Raw genomic sequence first — 19,488 nt, 5'->3', positions numbered from 1 at the left:
GAGCACTCACATGGCTAAGACCCAAGACTACACCAAGATCATGCAGGACATGATGGCGTCCTTCCCCGTCGACACCTCGAAATTCCAAGACGCTTTCAAATCGCAAGCGGCTCTGGGCGAGAAGATGTCGCAGGTGGCGCTTGAAGCTGCCGGCAAGTCGACCGAAATCTCGACCAAATGGACCAAGGGCACCATCGACAAGATGGGCGACCTGACCAAAACCAAGGAAGAGCCCGCCGATTACGCCAAGGCGATGAGCGACTTCGCGTCGGCTTCGGCCGAGATGGCTGCCGAAAACATGGCCGCTTTCGCTGAAATCGCGAAAAAGGTTCAGATGGACACCGTCGAACTGATGATGGCTGCCGGCAAGGACATGTCGGAAGAAGCCTCCGCAAACGTCAAGAAGGCGACCGCCGACATGACCGCTGCGACGAAGAAAGCCACGGCGGCTGCGAAGTAAGAATTCACCGCGGGCACCGGCTTCCTCCTCCCAGTCGGCCTCGCGTATCTCGGGCGCGCCCTCGTGGCGCGCCCTTTTTCTTTTATTGCTTTTGGCAGCGCGGCGTCTCACAATCGCTGCACAAGCACAATCCGGGGAGGATCGCATCACATGGCCGAAGACGAAAAGCCCTTGCTGATCAAGCGTTACGCCAGCCGCCGTCTCTACAACACCGAGACCAGCGATTACGTGACGCTCGAAGACATCGCGAAATTCATCCGCGACGGGCGCGAGGTGCAGATTGTCGATCTGAAATCGGGCGACGACCTGACGCGGCAATATCTGCTGCAGATCGTGGCCGAGCACGAAAGCCGCGGCGAGAATGTCCTGCCGGTCGATGTGCTGACCGATCTGGTGCGCTCCTATACGGGGGCGGCGCAATCGGTGGTGCCGCAATTCCTCGCAGCCAGCTTCGAGATGCTGCGCGAGGGGCACTCGCATATGCTCGAGAATATGAACAAGATGCCGAATCCCATGGCCTCGATGCCGGGCTTCGAGGCGCTGCAGGCGCAGCAACAGGCCTTCTTGCAGAACATGATGGCCGGCTGGGGCACGGCAGGCTCGTCCGGCCCCGCGCCCGATGACGGCGATGATCGCGGCGAGTTGGACTCGATCAAGAAACAGCTCGCCGATCTGCAGAGCAAGCTCAACAAGATGTAAGTGAGAGGCGCCCGCGCGGCGCCTTTTTCTTGGCCACAAGCCAAGGGGGCGCTGCCCCCTCGGTGCTGCCCACCTCACCCCCGGGATATTTTCGCCAACACGAACGCGCACGAGGCTTTCAGCTTCGGCTTGGCCGAAATATCCCGGGGGAGCGCGTCAGCGCGGGGGCAGCGCCCCCCTGCGACATCTCCCCCTGCCCCGCCCCATTGACAGCCGCGCGCGAGCCGCGCAAAAGGCTCGGGAAGCATATATCCCGCAACCGGGCGTTCCGTGGGCGCCAAACCGACGAGGAGGACGACATGTCCCAGATCTCCCTCACCTTTCCCGATGGCAATTCGCGCGACTACGACGCGGGCGTGACGCCGGCCGAAGTGGCCGCCTCGATCGCACCGTCGCTGGCGAAGAAAGCGATCTCCGCGCAGGTCAATGGCGCGCATTGGGATCTGCAATGGCCGATCCAGGAAGACGCGCAGGTCGCCATCAACACGATGCAGGATGACGGCCCCGCGCTGGAGCTGATCCGCCACGACCTCGCCCATATCATGGCCCGCGCCGTGCAGGAGCTCTATCCCGGCGTGAAGGTCACGATCGGCCCGGTCCGCGACAATGGCTGGTTCTACGACTTCGACCGCGAAGAGCCCTTCACGCCCGAAGACCTCGGCGCGATCGAGAAGAAGATGCGCGAAATCATCAACGCGCGCGACGCCATCAAGACCGAGGTCTGGAGCCGCAAACACGCGATCGACCACTATCTGGCGACGGAAGAGCCCTACAAGGTCGAGCTGATCAACCGGATCCCGCAAGGCGAGGACATCCGGATGTATTGGCACGGCAACTGGCAGGATCTCTGCCGCGGCCCGCACCTGCAGCATACCGGTCAGGTTCCGGCGGATGCGTTCAAGCTGACCCATGTCGCGGGCGCCTATTGGCTGGGCGATTCCAGCCGTCCGATGCTGCAGCGCATCTATGGCGTGGCCTTCAAGACCAAGAAGGACCTCAACGCCTGGGTCACGATGATGGAGGAGGCCGCCAAGCGCGACCACCGCAAGCTCGGCCGCGAGATGGACCTGTTCCACATGCAGGAAGAGGCGCCGGGCCAGATCTTCTGGCACCCGAACGGCTGGACCATCTACACCGCGCTGCAGGACTACATGCGCCGCAAGCAGCGCGATGACGGCTATGTCGAGGTGAACACGCCGCAGGTGGTGAACCGCAAGCTCTGGGAAGCCTCGGGCCACTGGGAGAACTATCAGGAGAACATGTTCATCGTCGAAGTCGACGAGGATCATGCGCGCGAAAAGACGGTCAACGCGCTCAAGCCGATGAACTGCCCCTGCCACGTGCAGATCTTCAATCAGGGCGTCAAATCCTATCGCGACCTGCCGCTCCGCATGGCCGAGTTCGGCTCCTGCGCGCGTTACGAGCCCTCGGGCGCGCTGCACGGGATCATGCGCGTGCGCGGCTTCACGCAGGACGATGCGCATATCTTCTGCACCGAGGATCAGATCGAGGCGGAAACCGAGAAGTTCATCAAGTTCCTCTCGGGGATTTATGACGATCTCGGTTTCACCGATTGGCGCATCAAGCTGTCGACGCGTCCCGAGAAGCGCATCGGTAGCGATGAGAGCTGGGATTACACCGAAGCCGCGCTCGGCAATGCCTGCAAGGCCGCTGGCTACGACTACGAGATCTTCGAAGGCGAAGGCGCGTTCTACGGGCCGAAGCTGGAATTCGTGCTGACCGACGCGATCGGGCGCGACTGGCAATGCGGCACGCTGCAGGTCGACACCAACCTGCCCGAGCGGCTGGATGCGGAATTCGTGGGCTCGGATGGCGAACGCCACCGTCCCGTGATGCTGCACCGCGCGGTGCTGGGCTCGTTCGAGCGCTTCATCGGCATGCTGATCGAGAACTTCGCCGGCAAGATGCCGCTCTGGCTCGCGCCGCGTCAGGTGGTCGTGGCCTCGATCGTCTCGGATGCCGACGACTACGTGCTGGAAGTGACGTCGAAGCTTCGCGCCGCCGGTATCCGCGCCGAGGCCGACACCCGCAACGAGAAGATCAACTACAAGGTCCGCGAGCACTCGCTCGGCAAGGTCCCCTATATCTTCGCGATCGGGATGAAAGAGGTCGAGGAACGCACCGTGTCTGTCCGCAAACTCGGCGACACCCGCACCTCCACGGTGGCAATCGACGAGATCGTCGAGCAGTTGATCACCGAATCGACGCCGCCCGATTTGCGCGGATAATTGCCGCAAATTCAGGCTGATCCGGAATTTTCACAGACCTGTGAGGGGCTTGCGCCCCTCACGGAATGTCATTGCATTTTTGCAATTCTCGGAGAGACTTGAATATGCGTGTGTTACAGACTTTCCTACCGCCTCGCTTCTGAAAAAGGCAGCCGGAAGACCCGAAAGAGACTGGCTGCACGGCCCGGACGCAATATCGCGCCGGGAGACTACGAAGGAGAAGACGGTAATGGCCACTGGCACCGTGAAATGGTTCAATTCTACCAAGGGTTACGGCTTCATCGCGCCCGACGAAGGCGGCAAGGACGTGTTCGTGCACATCTCTGCTGTCGAGCGTGCGGGTCTCAAGGGGCTCGATGACAATCAGAAGATCCAATATGAGCTGCAGTCGGGTCGCGACGGCCGCTCCTCGGCATCGGATCTGGTCCTGCTCTGATCTTAGGATCGGACGGTAAGGATTTGAAACGGCGCGCATCGCGGGATGCGCGCCGTTTTTCTGTCTCAGCCTATGACGAAGGGGTGTCCGGTCAGAGCCACTCGGCCTGTGTGGCCTTCGTCCAGCCCAGCGTCAGCTTGTCGCCTTCGCGGATCACCGGGCGCTTCATCAGCGCGGGATGTTCGCCCAGCAGATCGGCAACAGGCTTTTCGCGTTCACCCTCGGGCAGGTTGCGCCACGTCGTGGAGGCGCGGTTGACGATCTTGTCGCCGAAAGCCGCCTCGAACTCCGCGACCTCGGCCCCGGTCAAAGGCTCGGCCCGCACGTCGCGAAACTCCACGTCGCGCCCGGCCGCCTCCAGCGCTTTGCGCGCCTTGCGCACCGTGTCGCAGGTCGAAATCCCGTAAACGATCATATCCCCTCCTCCAGCGCGCCGTTATCCAGATGCAACACGCGGTCCATCTTGGCGGCGAGTTCCATGTTATGCGTCGCGATCAGCGCCGACAGGCCCGTCTCCCGCACCAGCCCCATCAGAACGTCGAACACCGTATCCGAGGTGGCCGGATCGAGATTGCCGGTGGGCTCGTCGGCCAAGAGCAGGCTCGGCCCGTTCGCGAGCGCCCGGCAGAACGCCACACGCTGCTGCTCGCCACCCGACAGCGCCGAGGGGCGGTGATCCATCCGGCCCGCCATACCAACGCGGCTCAAGAGGTCCTTGGCCCGCTCTTCCGCCGCCTTGCGGCTGACGCCATTGGCGAGCTGCGGCAGCACGATATTCTCGACCGCCGAGAACTCCGGCAGCAGGTGGTGAAACTGGTAGACGAAGCCCAACTTCTCGCGCCGGGCCGCCGTGCGCTTGCCATCGCGCGCACCGGTGAGGTCCTCGCCGTCGATCAGAACCCGACCGGAATCGGGTGTATCCAACAGCCCCGCGATATGCAGAAGCGTCGATTTCCCCGCCCCCGAAGGCGCGACCAGCGCCACGACCTGCCCTTTCGGAATGGTCAGATCGAGACCTTTGAGCACCGTGATCTCGTTCGGCTTGCCCCGGTTGTAGCACTTTTCCAACTGTTCGCAGATCAGCACGTCATTCATAGCGCAGCGCCTCCACCGGGTTCATGCGCGCAGCACGGCGCGCCGGGAAGATGGTCACGATGAAGCTCAGCGTCAGCGACAGCGCCACCGCCTTGGTCACGTCCCAGGGCTGCAGCTTCGCGGGCAGATGATAGATGCCGCGGATCGACGGGTCCCAGGCATCGCCACCATTGAGCCAGTTCACGAAGCCCATGACATGGTCGATATTCACCGAGAACAGCACCCCGATCCCCAGACCGGCCAGCGTCCCGATCACCCCGGTAAACGCGCCACACAGGAAGAAGACCCGCAGGATCGAGCCCTCGCTAAGCCCCATCGTGCGCAGGATGCCGATGTCGCGGCCCTTGTTCTTCACCAGCATGATCAGCCCCGAGGTGATATTCATCGAAGCGATCAGCACGAGGATCGAGAGGATGATGAACATCACGTTATCCTCGACCGAGAGCGCGCGCAGGAAACTCGAGGACGCGTCCTTCCACGTCCACAAGAGCGTGCCCTTGCCACTGGCATCCATGATCGCGGGCTCCCATTCGGCGATACCTTCGGGATCGGCCACGTCGACGTCGATCTCATCCACCCCGCCTTCGCGGTTGAAGAAGCCCTGCGCCTCCTTGAACGGCATATAAAGCCGCGTCTGGTCGATGTCGTAGCGCCCGGCCGAGAACACATACGAGATCTTGTAGGCGTTCACGCGCGGGCTCGTGCCCGACGGCGTCTTGGCCCCGTTGGGCGAGATCACCTTGACCGTGTCGCCCACCGTCACGCCCAGATCGCGCGCCATCCCGATGCCGATCGCGATGCCTTCACCGTAATTGTCGATATCGCCCTGCGCGTCGTCGGAATGCGCGATATTGGGGATGTTCTTCAGGTCCGACAGCGCCAGCCCGTAGACATCCGCCACGTTGGAGCGGTCGCCGAAGCTGACCATCGCCTGTCCGCGCACCGCCGGCGCGGCGCTGACCACGCCGGGGATCGCCTTGATCCGCTCGGTGCGCTCGGCATAGTCGCGGATCAGCTTGGAATAGACGCCCGAGCCCTCGGCCACTTCCATCGGCGCGGAATAGACGGTGATCTGCGGGTTCGAGCCGACGATGGTCGAGACAAACTCGGCGCGGAAGCCCGCGCGTACGGCAAGCGTCGCGATCAGGGCGGCCACGCCAAGCGCGATGCCGATCAGGGAAATCCATGTCATGACCGAGACGCCACCTTCGGCGCGGCGCGCGCGAAGATAGCGCCATGCGATCATGAACTCGAAACGGGAAAACGGGGCAGTGCGTGCGGCCATCGGCTCCATCCACGAAAATTCGGCGCAAGCTGGCGCGGCGGGGTCGAAAGGTCAAGCCTGCGCCCGGTCATAGCGGCGAGAGCGCGCCTGTTTCGGCTTGGTCGAAATATCCCGGGGGAGCCCGGAACGGGCGGGGGCAGAGCCCCCTATTTGCAGCCCAACGTGCCGGGCACATCCGCCAGAAGCGGCGCCATGCCCTCGGCCAGATCGGCGGGGTAATCGGTCTGGACGGAGGCGAGCACCGCCCCACCCGCGCAATCGAGCCGCTCGGTCTTGCGCAGCGTCACCTTGCCGAACGTGTCCTTGGAGCGGATTGCGAACCCGTCCTCGGTCACATCGTCCGACAGCACGGTATCGCCATCGAGCAGGATCGTGTGCAGCAGTTGATCATGCGCAGCCGCCAGATCAGACCCCTGATCGGCATGGGCGCGCAGCGCGACATGGGCGGTCTTGTGCGGATCGATATCGGGGGCGGAGAACAGGATCCCGCCCCCCGGCATCTCGTCCGACGTCCAGCCCTGCGGCACTTTCGCCGAGATGCCGAGCGCGTCGCTCGACCACGCCACGAGGCCCTGCCGGGCGCCCTGCCCCGAGCCTTCGGCCAAAGCGGGCCCGGCGAGCAGGCCCGCCGCGACCGCAGCAACGATCAGATCAAAGCCCCGCATAGATGCCCACGATCTTCTCGACCGCCTCTTCCGCCGGCATCTCCTCGCTCTCGCCGGTGCGGCGGCAGGTCAGTTCCACCTTGTTGGCCGCGATCCCGCGCGGACCGACGGTGATGCGCCACGGCAGACCGATCAGGTCCATGGTGGCGAATTTCGCGCCTGCGCGCTCTTCGCGGTCGTCATAGAGCGGGTCGAGCCCGTGATCGAGGAACGCCCGGTAGAGCGCTTCGCAGGCGCTGTCGCAGCTGACATCGCCCTGCTTGAGATTGACGATACCTACATGGAACGGCGTCACGCCCTCGGGCCAGATGATACCCTTGTCGTCGTGGTTCGCCTCGATCAGCGCGCCGACGAGGCGGCTCACGCCGATCCCGTGCGAGCCCATATGGACCGGGACTTTCGAGCCGTCCGGGGTCTGGACACTTGCCCCCAGTGCCTCGGAATATTGCGTGCCGAAATAGAAGATCTGACCGACCTCGATGCCGCGCGCGACGCGGCGACGCTCTTCCGGGACCTCGTTGAAGGCCGCCTCGTCATGGGTCTCGTCGGTGCGGGCATAGCGCGAGGTGAATTCCTCCAGCACGCTCTGGCACTGCGCCACGTCGTCGTAATCGATCTCACGGTCGCCGAAGGTGAGATCGGTGATCTCGCTGTCGTAGAACACTTCCGACTCGCCCGTCTCGGCCAGCACGAGGAATTCATGGGTGTAGTCGCCGCCGATCGGGCCGCTATCGGCGCGCATCGGGATCGCCTGCAGGCCCATGCGCTCATAGGTGCGCAGATAGCTGACGAGATGGCGGTTATAGGCGTGCAGCGCGTCTTCCTTCGACAGATCGAAGTTGTAGCCGTCCTTCATCAGGAATTCGCGGCCGCGCATCACGCCGAAGCGCGGGCGGATCTCGTCGCGGAATTTCCACTGGATCTGATAGAGCGTCAGCGGCAGCTGCTTGTAGCTCGACACATGCGCGCGGAAGATGTCGGTGACCATTTCCTCGGCCGTGGGCGAGTAGAGCATATCGCGCCCCTGACGGTCGGTGATGCGCAGCATCTCTTCGCCATAGCCGTCATAGCGGCCCGACTCGCGCCACAAATCGGCAGATTGCAGCGTCGGCATCTGGATCGCGAGATGGCCGGCGCGCGCCTGCTCTTCATGCACGATCTGCTCGATCCGGCGCAGCACCTTGAAGCCCATCGGCAGCCAGGAATAGATCCCGGCCTGCTGCTGCTTGATCATACCTGCACGCAGCATCAGCCGATGCGAGGCGATCTGCGCCTCGGCGGGGGTTTCCTTGAGAACGGGAAGAAAATAGCGGGACAGGCGCATGAGCGGTCCTTCGAGGGTTGGTGTCAGACGTTGCGTTCGGCCTAGAGGAAACGGGGGCGTTGGGCAAGATGGTGGCGCAGGTTGCGACTGTCGCCTATGAGGGGGGCTCCGCCCCCGGCGCATCCGCGCCTCCCCCGGGATATTTCCGCCAAGAGGAAGGGGCGCGTGCGCCCGCACTTGATTTCCCACCGCATTTCGCCACGTTAGAGCGAACGCATCACTGACAAAGGACCGCGCATGGCTCTGCCTGCCCGCCAGCAAGTCACCTATTGGTCCGTCGCCGCTCTGGTGCTGATCTTGTCGCTGTGGTGGCTGGGCAATGTCATCCTGCCCTTCATCATGGGTGGCGCGATCGCCTATTTCCTCGACCCGCTTGCAGACCGGCTGGAAAAGCTGGGGCTGAGCCGCGCGGTCTCTACCGCGATCATCGGGCTGGCGACGGTGCTGATTTTCGTGATCCTTGCGCTGGCCGTGGTGCCGATGCTGGCACGGCAGTTGGGACAGCTCGTCGCCCTCGCCCCCGATCTGCTATCCTCGTTGCAGGCCTTCCTGAACGAGCGTTTCCCCAATCTCCTGCAAAACTCGGTCGTGAACGACACGCTCAATACGCTCGGCACCGCGATCAAGGCGCGGGGCGGTGAATTGGCCGCGACCCTGCTGAGTTCGGCGATGACGCTGGTGAACGTCATCGTCTTCATCGTCGTGGTGCCGGTCGTGGCCTTCTACATGCTGCTCGACTGGGATCGGATGGTGGCGAAGGTCGACGGCTGGCTGCCGCGCGATCACTTCCACACGATCCGCACGATCGCCCGCGATATCGACCGGGTGCTCTCGGGCTTCGTGCGCGGTCAAGTCACGGTCTGCCTCGTGCTCGGCGGCTTCTACGCGATCGCGCTGATGGCAGCGGGGCTCGATTTCGGGCTGCTGGTGGGCTCGGTCGCAGGCGCGCTGACCTTCATCCCCTATATCGGGGCGATCATCGGCGGCGCGCTCGCCATCGGCCTCGCGCTGTTCCAGTTCTGGGGCGAGTGGTTCAATATCGGCATCGTCGCGGGCATCTTCGTGCTCGGTCAATTTCTCGAAGGCAATTTCGTCACCCCGAAACTGGTGGGCGATTCGGTCGGGCTGCATCCGCTCTGGCTGATCTTCGCGCTGTCCGCTTTCGGCACTTTGTTCGGTTTTGTTGGTATGTTGGTCGCCGTTCCCGTCGCTGCGGTGATCGGAGTGGTTGCGCGCTTCTTCATCGACCAATATCTGCAAGGGGCGCTTTACCGAGGGCAAACGGAGCGCGAGCCGACAGCCCATTCGCCGATCTCTCTCATCAACGAGGAGACCGGGGAAGTGACGGGCGCGACCGAGACGACCGAACACGAGAGCTGAGAATGGCCGAGCAGTTGACCTTCCCGCTGCACCTGCGTTCCGCGCAGGGGCGTGAAGACTTCTTCATCTCGCCAGCCAATGCGCTGGCGGTGACGACCCTCGATGCGCCCGAAACATGGCCGCTGGGCCGGATGATCCTGATCGGGCCGGAAGGCGCGGGCAAGACGCATCTCGCGACGATCTGGGCCGATGAACAGGGTGCCGACATCCTGCCCGCGCGCGATCTGACCGAAGAGATGGCCCCTGCCCTCGTCGCGAAAGGGGCCGCCGTGATCGAACGCGCCGAGAGGATCGGCGCGGATGAGGCGGGCCAGCGCGCGCTGTTTCACCTTCACAACCTGATGCAGGCCGAGGGCGGGCGGCTTTTGCTGACCGCGCGCACGCCGCCGCGCGACTGGGGGATGACCCTGCCCGATCTGATCAGCCGGATGGAGGCGACCGCGACTGTGCGGATCACGCCCCCCGATGACGCGCTGCTGGCGGCCGTTCTGGTGAAGCTGTTCTCGGACCGGCAATTGACCGTGCCGCCGAACCTGATCGGCTGGCTGGTCACGCGGATGGACCGCTCTCTAGCGACCGCGCGCAAACTGGTCGCGGCGCTCGATCGGCAGGCGCTCGCACAACGCCGTGCGATCACCCAAAGACTGGCGGCGGAGGTTCTGGACAGTCTCGACTGAGCCGCGCAAACTGTCACGGAGCCATTACAAAATCCAACGATAAGCGCGCCATGACCCAAGCAGATTTCCTCAAGACCCCCTTCCCCACGCCGATCACGTTGCCCGAGGCGGAGATCAGCGGCCCCGGTCGGTTCTTCAACCGGGAATTGAGCTGGCTGGCCTTCAACTGGCGGGTGCTGGAAGAGTCGCGCAATCCGCGTGTGCCGCTGTTGGAACGCGTGCGCTTCCTGTCGATCTCGGCCACCAATCTCGACGAATTCTACACCGTGCGCGTGGCGGGCCTGATGGAGCTTGTGCGCGAAAGCAACGTGAACGCCTCCGATGACGGGCTGACTCCGGCCGAGCAGCTGGAAAAGATCAACGCCAACGCCCGGCGGCTGATGGACACCCAGCAGGCGACGTGGTCGGCGCTCAAGCGCGAGATGGAGCGCGAGGGCATCCATGTCGTGAGCCGCTCGCGGCTGACCAAGCGCGATCTCGATTTCCTCTCGGATCACTTCCTCAACAACGTCTTCCCGGTGCTCTCGCCGCTGGCGATCGACCCCGCGCACCCCTTCCCCTTCATCCCGAATACCGGCTTCTGCCTCGCGCTGGAGCTGGAACGCGAAAGCGACCAGCGCCGGTTGCAGGCGCTCTTGCCGATCCCGGCGCAGATCGACCGTTTCGTGCGCCTTCCGGGCGAGGCGCGGTTCCTGCCGCTCGAACAGCTTCTGATGCTGCATCTGAGCTCGCTCTTCCCGGGCTACAAGGATGTCGGCTCGTGCTCGTTCCGGGTGCTGCGCGACAGCGATCTGGAAGTCGAGGACGAGGCCGAAGACCTCGTGCGCGAATTCGAGACCGCGCTGAAGCGTCGGCGCCGCGGGCAGGTCATCCGCATGTCGGTCTCGCCCGGCGCACCCGAGGACCTGCAGGCGCTGGTAATGCGAGAACTGCATGTCGATCCCGACGAGGTCGTCGAGGAAAAGGGGCTGGTCGGCATTGCCGATGTGAAGGAACTGATCCTGAACGAGCGGCCCGATCTGCTCTGGCCGACCTTCACCCCGCGCGTGCCCGAACGCGTGCAGGACCACGAGGGCGACATGTTCGCCGCGATCAAGCAGAAGGACATTCTGCTGCACCATCCCTACGAGACCTTCGATCTGGTGGTGCGCTTCATCGATCAGGCGGCGAACGATCCCAACGTGCTGGCGATCAAGCAGACGCTCTATCGGACGTCGAAAGACAGCCCCGTCGTGTCCTCGCTGTGTGAGGCGGCGGAGAACGGCAAGTCGGTGACCGCTCTGGTCGAGCTGAAAGCGCGGTTCGACGAGGCCGCAAATATCCGCCAGTCGCGCCGTCTGGAGCGCGCGGGCGCCCATGTCGTCTACGGGTTCATCAACTACAAGACCCACGCCAAGATCTCGACCGTCGTGCGCCGCGAGGGCGATCATCTCGTGACCTATACCCATTACGGCACCGGCAATTACCACCCGATCACCGCGAAGATTTATACCGATCTGAGCTTCTTCACCTGCGACGCGGCACTGGGGCGCGATGCGACGAAGGTCTTCAACTACCTCTCGGGCTATGTGCAGCCCGAGGGTCTGGAGAACCTCGCCATCTCGCCGATCACGCTGAAGCCGCGCCTGCTCGACCTGATCGACCGGGAGATCGAACACGCCAAGGCGGGCAAACCCGCGGCGATCTGGGCGAAGATGAATTCGCTGATCGAATCCGACGTGATCGACGCGCTCTACCGCGCGTCGCAGGCGGGGGTGAAAATCTCGCTCGTGATCCGCGGCATCTGCGGCATCCGCCCCGGCATCAAGGGCCTGTCCGAGAATATCCGCGTCAAATCCATCGTCGGACGGTTCCTCGAGCATTCGCGCATCGTGTGCTTCGGCAATGGCCACGCCCTGCCGTCCAACGACGCGCGGGTGTTCTTCTCCTCCGCCGACTGGATGGGGCGCAACCTCAACCGCCGGGTCGAGACGCTGGTGGAGGCCAAGAACCCCACGGTGAAGGCGCAGATCGTCAGCCAGATCATGGCGGCGAACATGGCCGACGAGGCGCAGAGCTGGATTTTGCAGCCCGACGGCAAGTTCATCCGTCACCTGCCCGACGACCGCGAGGACCTGTTCTCCTGCCACCGGTTCTTCATGGAATACCCCTCGCTCTCGGGCCGGGGTTCCGCTGGGGCAAGCGACGTTCCCGAACTTGCCCATAGCTTCGACTAGCCCTAGCTTTTGGTGCGAACGACTCGAACGGACGGGCAGATGAGCAAAGACAAAGCGGCGCCGGCAGTTGATGACAGCGACGATTGGGATCCGTTCGGCCAGCCTCTCTTCGATGACCCATCCGTGCGCGCGCTCTCGCGCGTCGGCGTCGTCGATATCGGCTCCAACTCGATCCGGATGGTCGTCTTCGACGGCGCGGCGCGCAGTCCCGCCTATTTCTTCAACGAGAAGGTCATGGCGGGTCTCGGCCAAGGTCTGGCGGAAACCGGCAGACTCAATCCCGAGGGGCGCGAACGCGGGCTGACCGCGCTCAAACGCTTCGCCGCGCTCGCCGAGGGGATGGACATCGGCCCGCTCACCTGCGTCGCCACCGCCGCGATGCGCGATGCCGAGGACGGCCCCGAGTTTCACCGCAAGATCGAGAAAGAGACCGGCCTCAAGGTCCATATCGTCGACGGGCTTGAAGAGGCGCGCCTCTCGGCACAAGGGGTGCTTCTGGGCTGGCCCGAGGCCGAGGGTCTCGTCTGCGATATCGGCGGCAACTCCATGGAATTGGCCGAGATTCGCGGCGGCAAGGTCTGGCGTCGCGCGACCTCGCAGCTCGGCCCTTTCCGCCTGCAGCAGATCCCGGGCGGCAAGAAAGCGATCACCGCCCATATTCAGGCGACGATGCAGGAGCTGGCCGAGAAGGTCGGCACCGAGCACGAACGCATCTACCTCGTCGGCGGCTCGTGGCGCGCCATCGCACGTCTCGACATGGAGCGGCGCGACTATCCCCTCCTCGTGCAGCACGAATACCGGATGAAACCCGACGAGCTGGGCGAGACGATCGAGTGGATCGGCAAATCGGACATGGAGAAGCTGCGTGCGAAGACCGGCACCTCCTCGGCGCGGATGGAACTCGTCCCGCTGGCAAGCCAGGTGCTGCGCGAGTTGATCGCCACCTTCGAGCCCAAGGAGATCGACGTCTCTGCCTACGGGATCCGCGAAGGGCTGCTTTACGAACAGATGCCCGAACGGCTGCGCCGCCGCGATCCGCTGGTGGAAGCCGCGCGCCATACCGAGCGCGTGATGAGCCGGATGCCCGGTTTCGGCAAGAAGCTCCACGCCTTCATCGAGCCGATCTTCGGGCCGCTCCCGCCCGAGAAATTCCGTCTCGTGCGCGCGGCCTGTCTGCTGCATGACACGACATGGCGCACCCATCCCGATTACCGCGCCGAGGCCTGTTTCGAGAACGTCACCCGCGCGAACTATTCCGCCATGTCCCACCCCGAGCGGATCTGGCTCGGCGTGGCGCTGCTGCATCGCTACAAGAACTCGCGCGGCGGCTCGCGGCTGGAACCGTTCCTGCCGCTGCTGACGGAAGAGCAGATTCAGGAGGCCGAGGTTCTGGGCAAAGCGATGCGCTTCGGCTCGATGTTCGCGACCCACAGCCCCGCCGATGCGGGCGAGCTGAAATATTCGGCCAAGAAGGGCGAGCTGGAACTGAAGCTGACCAAGCGCGGCAAGGCGCTGATGGGCGAGGTCGCCGAGTCGCGCTTCCGCTCGCTCGCGAATGCGCTGAAGGCCGAGCCGATCATCACCGATTAAAGCTCGATCCCGCCCTCCGGGATCTCGATCGGCCCGCCTTGGTTCGGGCCGTCTTTCTGCGGCGCATCCTCGGGCGGCTCGGTCATTAGGGGCGGCGGCGGCGGCGCGTCCGCGTTGCGCCGCATGATGATATCGCCATTGGGCAGCCGCTCGGGCGCGCCGTAATTCGACATGTCGTCGACCAGCGCGAGGAATTGGCGCAGCTTCGGCCCCAACTGGGCCGCGGCCTCCCCCAAGCCTTTCTGCATCTCGTCGAGTTGCGGCTTCATCTCGCCCATGAGCCCCCGAAACAGCGACTGCGCGCCCTCCTGCAGCAAGGAGAATCCGCGATCGACATCGCCGCCAGCGTCGCCGCCCTCCTCCTGCGCGGAGACGGGCGTTGCCAGAAGGGCGAGCGACAAAGCGAGGACAAGCGGCTGTTTCATAGCTCCGATCCTACGCTGAAGCGGCGCGAAAATCACGCCCCCGATCAATCGATATCGACCGAGACGGGAAAATGATCCGAGGCCTGCAAAAGCGCCTCGCGCAATTCGGGCACGCGGTAGATATGCGGATCGTCGAACGGGTGCCAGATACGCCACTTCCTCGCCCGGGCTGCCAGATCGGGCGAGAGCATCACATAATCCAGCATGGCCGAGAAATACTGCTTCTGATCGACGAGGTAGAACCGCGCGGAACTGGGGGCTGCGGCCGTATGATGCGCTTTCGACAGCCGCGCATGGGGATCGTGCAGCCGTTCCGCTTCCGGGCCACCCTCGCCCGCGACGATCTCCACGCCCGAGCGTCCGAACAGCTTCTCGTATTCATCAAGCCCCGGACCGTCGTTGAAATCGCCCAGCACGATCAGACTGTCTCCCGCCGCGAGATGCTCCTCCACGCGGCCCCGGATCCAGATCGACTGCGCCAATTGCTTGCGCCGGTTCTCGATCGCCATGCGGGTGGCTGTCTCGAGGCTCGTCGCGCCATGCGGGGCTTTCGACTTCACATGCACGCCGATCAGCCGAAGCACTTCCCCGCTCTGCGTTCCCAGCGCGACTTCGAGGGGCGGCTTGGAAAAGGTGACCGTATCCATCCGCGCATCGATATCGAGGTCGATCCGCAGGCTGCCATCGAAGCGCGGCCACGCCTCCGAACTTTGCGGATCATGCCGCGCCGTCACGACATCGGGATCATAAAGCAGCGCCAGTTCCTGCTGCGTATCGTTGGAAAAGCCCAGAAGCGCGCGACGCTGGCGCAGCCCGAACCGCTCCGCGAAGCCTTCGAGCATATCCACCGTCTTGTGGCGATGATTGTCGTCGGGCGCCTCGACAACCAGAAGCACATCGGCCTCCAGCGCGCTCATCACGATCGCGATCGCCCCGGTCTGCTGGCTGCGCGTCACGTTGTAGCGCGCCGACCATTCACTATCGTCGAGAAGCGTCCCGTTACGCGCGAAAAGGCTGTTGAACCACTCGATATTCCAAGTGGCGATCCGCATCACGCCTCCGCATGGCTGGCGCGGATTTCCTCCCAGGCCTTGTTGAGCGCGATCACCCGCGCCTCGGAGAGCTGCACAGCCTCCTCAGGCAGACCACGGGCAATCGCCCGGTCGGGATGCGCCTCGCGCACCTTGTTGCGCCAGACCTTGCGCACCTCGGGAAGCGGTGTGCCGGGCTCGACCTCCAGCACGGTCCACGGATCGGGATCGGCATCCTCCACGAAGGCCGAACGCATCGCGCGGAAACAGCATTCCTCGAGCCCGAAGATCCGCGCGACCTCCAGCAGGAAGGCATCCTCGCCCTCGTGGTAATCGCCATCGGCCAGCGCGATGAAGAACAGACCTTCGAGGACGTCTTTCAGCACGTCCGCGCCGGGACCGAACATATTGGCGATCTTGCGGGCATAGGCGTCGAAGCCCGCCACATCGGTGCGCGCCATGTTGAAGACGCGCGCGGCATTGGCTTCCTCTTCCGGCGGGATCTGGAAGATGCGCCGGAACGCCGCCACCTCGTCGCGCGTGACCTGCCCGTCGGCCTTCGCCATTTTCGCCCCGAGCGCAATCACCGCGATGGTGAAAGCAACCGAGCGTTCCGGCGGCTGGCGCAGATTGTCGAAAACGGTCGACAGCGCCTCACCCCGCCCGAGAGCGGAGAGCGCCTGCGCGATACGCGACCAAAGGGAGATGGGCTTGTCCATGGTTCAAGTCTAGCCGCGCTGCGGCGGAAATGCACCCGCGCAAATCCGCCCTGTGATTAAATCGTTGTAATGTTTTGAAATGACTGGCGGCGCGCAGAGTTCCCCCGCGCGCCGCCCAAATTCAAAGCAAAGCCCGAACTTCGCCTTGGTCAAAATATCCCGGGGGGCGCGTTAGCGCGGGGGCAGAGCCCCCTCAGCGCCCTCAGGCCCGCGCCTGACGCACGATGTCGAGGATCTCGCGCGCGGCCAACGGGATGTTCGTCCCCGGCCCGAAGATGGCCTTCACGCCCGCCTTCTTGAGGTAGTCGTAATCCTGCTGCGGGATCACGCCGCCGCAGATCACGATGATATCCTCGGCGCCCTTCTCCTTGAGCGCCTCGATCAGCTTGGGTGCCAGCGTCTTGTGACCCGCCGCCTGCGACGAAATCCCGACCACATGCACGTCATTGTCGATCGCGTCCTGCGCGGCTTCTTCCGGCGTCTGGAACAGCGGGCCCACATCGACGTCGAAGCCGATATCGGCAAAGGCGGTCGCGATCACCTTGGCGCCGCGGTCATGGCCGTCCTGCCCCATCTTCACCACCAGCATCCGCGGGCGGCGGCCCTCTTCCTCGGCGAAGGTCTCGACGTCCTTCTGGATCTGCGCGAAGCCCTCATCGCCGTCATAGGCCGCGCCATAAACACCAGCCAAAGTCTTCACCTCGGCGCGGTGACGTCCGAACACCTTTTCCATCGCCATAGAAATCTCTCCCACAGAGGCCCGGGCGCGTGCAGCTTCCACCGCCGCTTCGAGCAGGTTGCCACCCTCGGAGGCGCGGCGCGTCAGTTCCGTCAGCGCCGCCTCGCAGGCCGCCTCGTCGCGGCTGGCCCGCATCTTCTCGAGCCGCGCGATCTGGTTGTCGCGCACCTTCGCATTGTCGATATCGAGAATATCCAGCTCGTCCTCGGTCTCGCGGCGATACTTGTTCACCCCGACCACGACATCCTCGCCCCGGTCGATCAGCGCCTGACGCCGGGCGGCCGTCTCCTCGATGCGCAGCTTGGGCATGCCCGAGGCCACGGCCTTCGTCATGCCGCCCATCTCCTCGACTTCCTCGATCAGCTCCCAGGCCTTCTCGGCCAGTTCCGCCGTGAGGCTTTCGACGTAGTAGGAGCCCGCGAGCGGATCGACCACGTTGGTGATCCCGGTCTCTTCCTGCAGGATGAGCTGCGTGTTGCGCGCGATCCGGGCCGAGAACTCGGTGGGCAGCGCGATCGCCTCGTCCAGCGCGTTGGTGTGCAGCGACTGCGTACCGCCAAGCGCCGCCGACATCGCCTCGTACGCCGTGCGGATCACGTTGTTATAGGGGTCCTGCTCGGCCAGCGAGACGCCCGAGGTCTGGCAGTGGGTGCGCAGCATCGAGCTTTGCGGCTTCTTCGGCTCGAACTCTTCCATGATCCGGCTCCACAGCAGGCGCGCCGCGCGCAGCTTGGCGGCCTCCATGAAGAAGTTCATCCCGATCGCGAAGAAGAAGCTCAGACGGCCCGCGAACTTGTCGACATCCATCCCCGCCTTGATCGCGGTGCGCACGTATTCGCGCCCGTCCGCCAGCGTGTAGGCCAGCTCCTGCACGAGGTTCGCGCCGGCCTCCTGCATGTGGTAGCCCGAGATCGAGATCGAGTTGAAGCGCGGCATCTCGTTCGAGGTGTATTCGATGATATCCGCGATGATCCGCATCGAAGGCTCGGGCGGATAGATATAGGTGTTGCGGACCATGAACTCCTTGAGGATGTCGTTCTGGATCGTGCCCGACAGAACGCTGCGGTCATGGCCCTGCTCTTCGCCGGTGACGATGAAGTTGGCGAGGATCGGGATCACCGCGCCGTTCATCGTCATCGAGACCGAAATCTGATCGAGCGGAATGCCGTCGAACAGGATTTTCATGTCCTCGACGCTATCGATCGCCACACCCGCCTTGCCGACATCGCCCTCGACGCGCGGATGGTCACTGTCATAGCCGCGGTGGGTGGCGAGGTCGAAGGCCACCGACACGCCCTGCTGCCCGGCGGCGAGCGCCTTGCGGTAGAAGGCGTTCGACTCCTCGGCGGTCGAGAAACCCGCATATTGCCGGATCGTCCACGGACGGCCCGCATACATCGTAGCCCGCGGCCCGCGCGTGAAGGGCGACAGGCCCGGCATGGTGCCCAGATGGTCGAGCCCCTCCACGTCCTCTTCGGTGTAAAGCGGCTTGACCGCGATCCCTTCGAGCGTGTTCCAGGTCAGGTCCTCGAACGGCCTGCCACGCAGTTCCTTCTCGGCGAGGTTACGCCAGTCCTCTTTCTTGTCCGTCATGGCCAAATCCTTCTTCCACTGTCGCCGCGGCGGGTGTCTTCCCCGCGTCTTCGGCCGTCATTTCCACAAAATTCAGTCCCGGCCGCGCGCGGCGCAACCAGTTCAGATCCTCCAGATAGCGGGCGGTCATCTGCGCGCGCTGCGCCTGATCGAAAGGCATCCAGCGCCCCGGCCCCGCCGCGACGCGGTGCCCGGCGCGGATCAGCCCCTCGCGCAGCGCCGCGCGCCCCGGAGCCGCGTTACGCCGTTTGCGGGCATCGAACAGCCCGGCAGGCAGGCCTTCGCCCGGCACAAGCGCCTGAAGCTGGGCCTGGGGCTCCGCCCCCAGCGCCTCATGGCTCCACACCGTGACGGGGGCGCCAAGCGCTGTCTGCGCCTGCGCGATCACCTCCGGCCAGCCGCGCGGATGATCGGCAAGCCGCGCAAGTCCGCGCGCATCGGGCAGGCCAGCGCCCCGCCCCGCCATCACCGACAGCACCGAGGACCACCACATATCATAGCGCCGCATCGACAGCGCCACGCCCGTCAGATGCCCGCCCAGCACCTGCCGCACACGCTCCAGCCGCCCCGCCGCATCCGGGTAGAGCGTCAGCATGTCCACGCATTGCGGCATCGCGCCCAGCAGATTTTCCTCAGAGATCACCAGATGGCGCATCCCCTGATCGGCGAGCCGATCCAGCTCGAACGCCAGCGCGGTTCGCAGCCGCGACAGCGCCGTCCCATCCTCCGGCGTCACCAGATCGGGGCGCTTCACCAACCCCGAGAACAGCCCCGCCCGTGTCCGGTCCGGCCCCCAATAGGCGATCCCGCCTGCGGCCAGCGCGTCGGCGTTTTGCAGCATCCACGCCTGAAACGTCGTCGTCGCGGTGCGATGCGCCCCGATATGCAGAATGACATCCATGCCC

18 protein-coding genes are annotated in these 19,488 nt (G+C 64.4%); 8 read left to right on the top strand and 10 right to left on the bottom strand.

The annotated features are described in order from the left end of the window. Positions 1–10 precede the first annotated feature (10 nt). The 4 genes from ACZ7GB_RS17210 (at position 11) to ACZ7GB_RS17195 (ending at position 3,844) form a co-directional block, all read left to right on the top strand. Positions 11–460 carry a phasin, PhaP gene (locus ACZ7GB_RS17210; protein ID WP_078542726.1) on the top strand — a complete coding sequence of 150 codons (450 nt, stop codon included), beginning with the start codon at positions 11–13 and terminating at the stop codon, positions 458–460. Positions 461–610: 150 nt separating this feature from the next. After that, positions 611–1,159 (top strand): polyhydroxyalkanoate synthesis repressor PhaR, encoded by a 549-nt coding sequence (phaR, locus tag ACZ7GB_RS17205; RefSeq protein WP_078522837.1) that lies wholly within the window; start codon positions 611–613, stop codon positions 1,157–1,159. A gap of 299 nt (positions 1,160–1,458) precedes the next feature. Then, positions 1,459–3,408: a threonine--tRNA ligase gene (thrS, locus tag ACZ7GB_RS17200; protein ID WP_472159690.1), complete on the top strand. Its 1,950-nt coding sequence runs from the start codon at positions 1,459–1,461 to the stop codon at positions 3,406–3,408. Between the two features lie 229 nt (positions 3,409–3,637). Beyond that, a complete protein-coding gene (locus ACZ7GB_RS17195; protein ID WP_075775516.1) occupies positions 3,638–3,844 on the top strand; it encodes a cold-shock protein in 207 nt (68 codons plus the stop codon). Between the two features lie 91 nt (positions 3,845–3,935). On the opposite strand, the gene ACZ7GB_RS17190 is transcribed toward ACZ7GB_RS17195, so the two are convergent. The 5 genes from ACZ7GB_RS17190 to proS form a co-directional block, all read right to left on the bottom strand. Then, entirely contained in the window at positions 3,936–4,259 is a 324-nt protein-coding gene (locus tag ACZ7GB_RS17190; protein ID WP_472159689.1) for an arsenate reductase family protein, read from the bottom strand. Further along, positions 4,256–4,939, bottom strand: coding sequence for an ABC transporter ATP-binding protein (locus ACZ7GB_RS17185; protein ID WP_078606113.1), 684 nt, complete (start codon positions 4,937–4,939; stop codon positions 4,256–4,258). The genes ACZ7GB_RS17190 and ACZ7GB_RS17185 overlap by 4 nt, the downstream gene beginning before the upstream one ends. Next, on the bottom strand, positions 4,932–6,224 hold the full coding sequence (locus tag ACZ7GB_RS17180; protein WP_472159687.1) for a lipoprotein-releasing ABC transporter permease subunit: 1,293 nt from the start codon (positions 6,222–6,224) through the stop codon (positions 4,932–4,934). Before ACZ7GB_RS17180 ends, ACZ7GB_RS17185 begins: the two co-directional genes overlap by 8 nt. Positions 6,225–6,370: 146 nt before the next feature. Then, positions 6,371–6,889 carry a hypothetical protein gene (locus tag ACZ7GB_RS17175; protein WP_078542722.1) on the bottom strand — a complete coding sequence of 173 codons (519 nt, stop codon included), beginning with the start codon at positions 6,887–6,889 and terminating at the stop codon, positions 6,371–6,373. Further along, entirely contained in the window at positions 6,876–8,213 is a 1,338-nt protein-coding gene (gene proS, locus ACZ7GB_RS17170; protein ID WP_078601836.1) for a proline--tRNA ligase, read from the bottom strand. The genes ACZ7GB_RS17175 and proS overlap by 14 nt, the downstream gene beginning before the upstream one ends. 237 nt (positions 8,214–8,450) lie before the next feature. Between proS and ACZ7GB_RS17165 the strand changes: the two genes are divergently transcribed. The 4 genes from ACZ7GB_RS17165 to ACZ7GB_RS17150 are packed head-to-tail and all read left to right on the top strand — an operon-like array spanning position 8,451 to position 14,076. Next, positions 8,451–9,593, top strand: coding sequence for an AI-2E family transporter (locus tag ACZ7GB_RS17165; protein ID WP_472159685.1), 1,143 nt, complete (start codon positions 8,451–8,453; stop codon positions 9,591–9,593). A 2-nt stretch (positions 9,594–9,595) separates the two neighbouring features. Then, positions 9,596–10,270, top strand: coding sequence for a P-loop NTPase family protein (locus ACZ7GB_RS17160; protein ID WP_078571742.1), 675 nt, complete (start codon positions 9,596–9,598; stop codon positions 10,268–10,270). A 50-nt stretch (positions 10,271–10,320) separates the two neighbouring features. Then, positions 10,321–12,486, top strand: a complete 2,166-nt coding sequence (locus ACZ7GB_RS17155; protein ID WP_472159683.1) for an RNA degradosome polyphosphate kinase — start codon at positions 10,321–10,323, stop codon at positions 12,484–12,486. A 39-nt stretch (positions 12,487–12,525) separates the two neighbouring features. After that, entirely contained in the window at positions 12,526–14,076 is a 1,551-nt protein-coding gene (locus tag ACZ7GB_RS17150; protein WP_078571741.1) for a Ppx/GppA family phosphatase, read from the top strand. Here ACZ7GB_RS17150 and ACZ7GB_RS17145 read toward each other — a convergent pair. The 5 genes from ACZ7GB_RS17145 to ACZ7GB_RS17125 all read right to left on the bottom strand — a co-directional run bounded on the left by ACZ7GB_RS17145 (position 14,073) and on the right by ACZ7GB_RS17125 (position 19,484). After that, positions 14,073–14,501 (bottom strand): hypothetical protein, encoded by a 429-nt coding sequence (locus tag ACZ7GB_RS17145; protein WP_078571740.1) that lies wholly within the window; start codon positions 14,499–14,501, stop codon positions 14,073–14,075. The two genes, ACZ7GB_RS17150 and ACZ7GB_RS17145, sit on opposite strands and share 4 nt — an antisense overlap. Positions 14,502–14,545: 44 nt before the next feature. Further along, positions 14,546–15,553 (bottom strand): endonuclease/exonuclease/phosphatase family protein, encoded by a 1,008-nt coding sequence (locus ACZ7GB_RS17140; protein ID WP_347430898.1) that lies wholly within the window; start codon positions 15,551–15,553, stop codon positions 14,546–14,548. Beyond that, entirely contained in the window at positions 15,553–16,239 is a 687-nt protein-coding gene (locus ACZ7GB_RS17135; protein WP_078606297.1) for a tellurite resistance TerB family protein, read from the bottom strand. The genes ACZ7GB_RS17140 and ACZ7GB_RS17135 overlap by 1 nt, the downstream gene beginning before the upstream one ends. A gap of 214 nt (positions 16,240–16,453) precedes the next feature. Further along, a complete protein-coding gene (gene scpA / locus ACZ7GB_RS17130) occupies positions 16,454–18,583 on the bottom strand; it encodes a methylmalonyl-CoA mutase (protein WP_078606120.1) in 2,130 nt (709 codons plus the stop codon). Beyond that, complete coding sequence (locus ACZ7GB_RS17125) at positions 18,555–19,484, bottom strand: hypothetical protein (RefSeq protein ID WP_472159681.1); 930 nt, start codon at positions 19,482–19,484, stop codon at positions 18,555–18,557. Before ACZ7GB_RS17125 ends, scpA begins: the two co-directional genes overlap by 29 nt. Positions 19,485–19,488 lie beyond the last annotated feature (4 nt).

It is taken from the genome of Thioclava sp. PTB-PU3-1 (genome assembly GCF_055666785.1).
The sequence above is the reverse complement of the archived record's forward strand: the minus strand, read 5'-3'. Positions and strand labels throughout refer to the sequence as shown.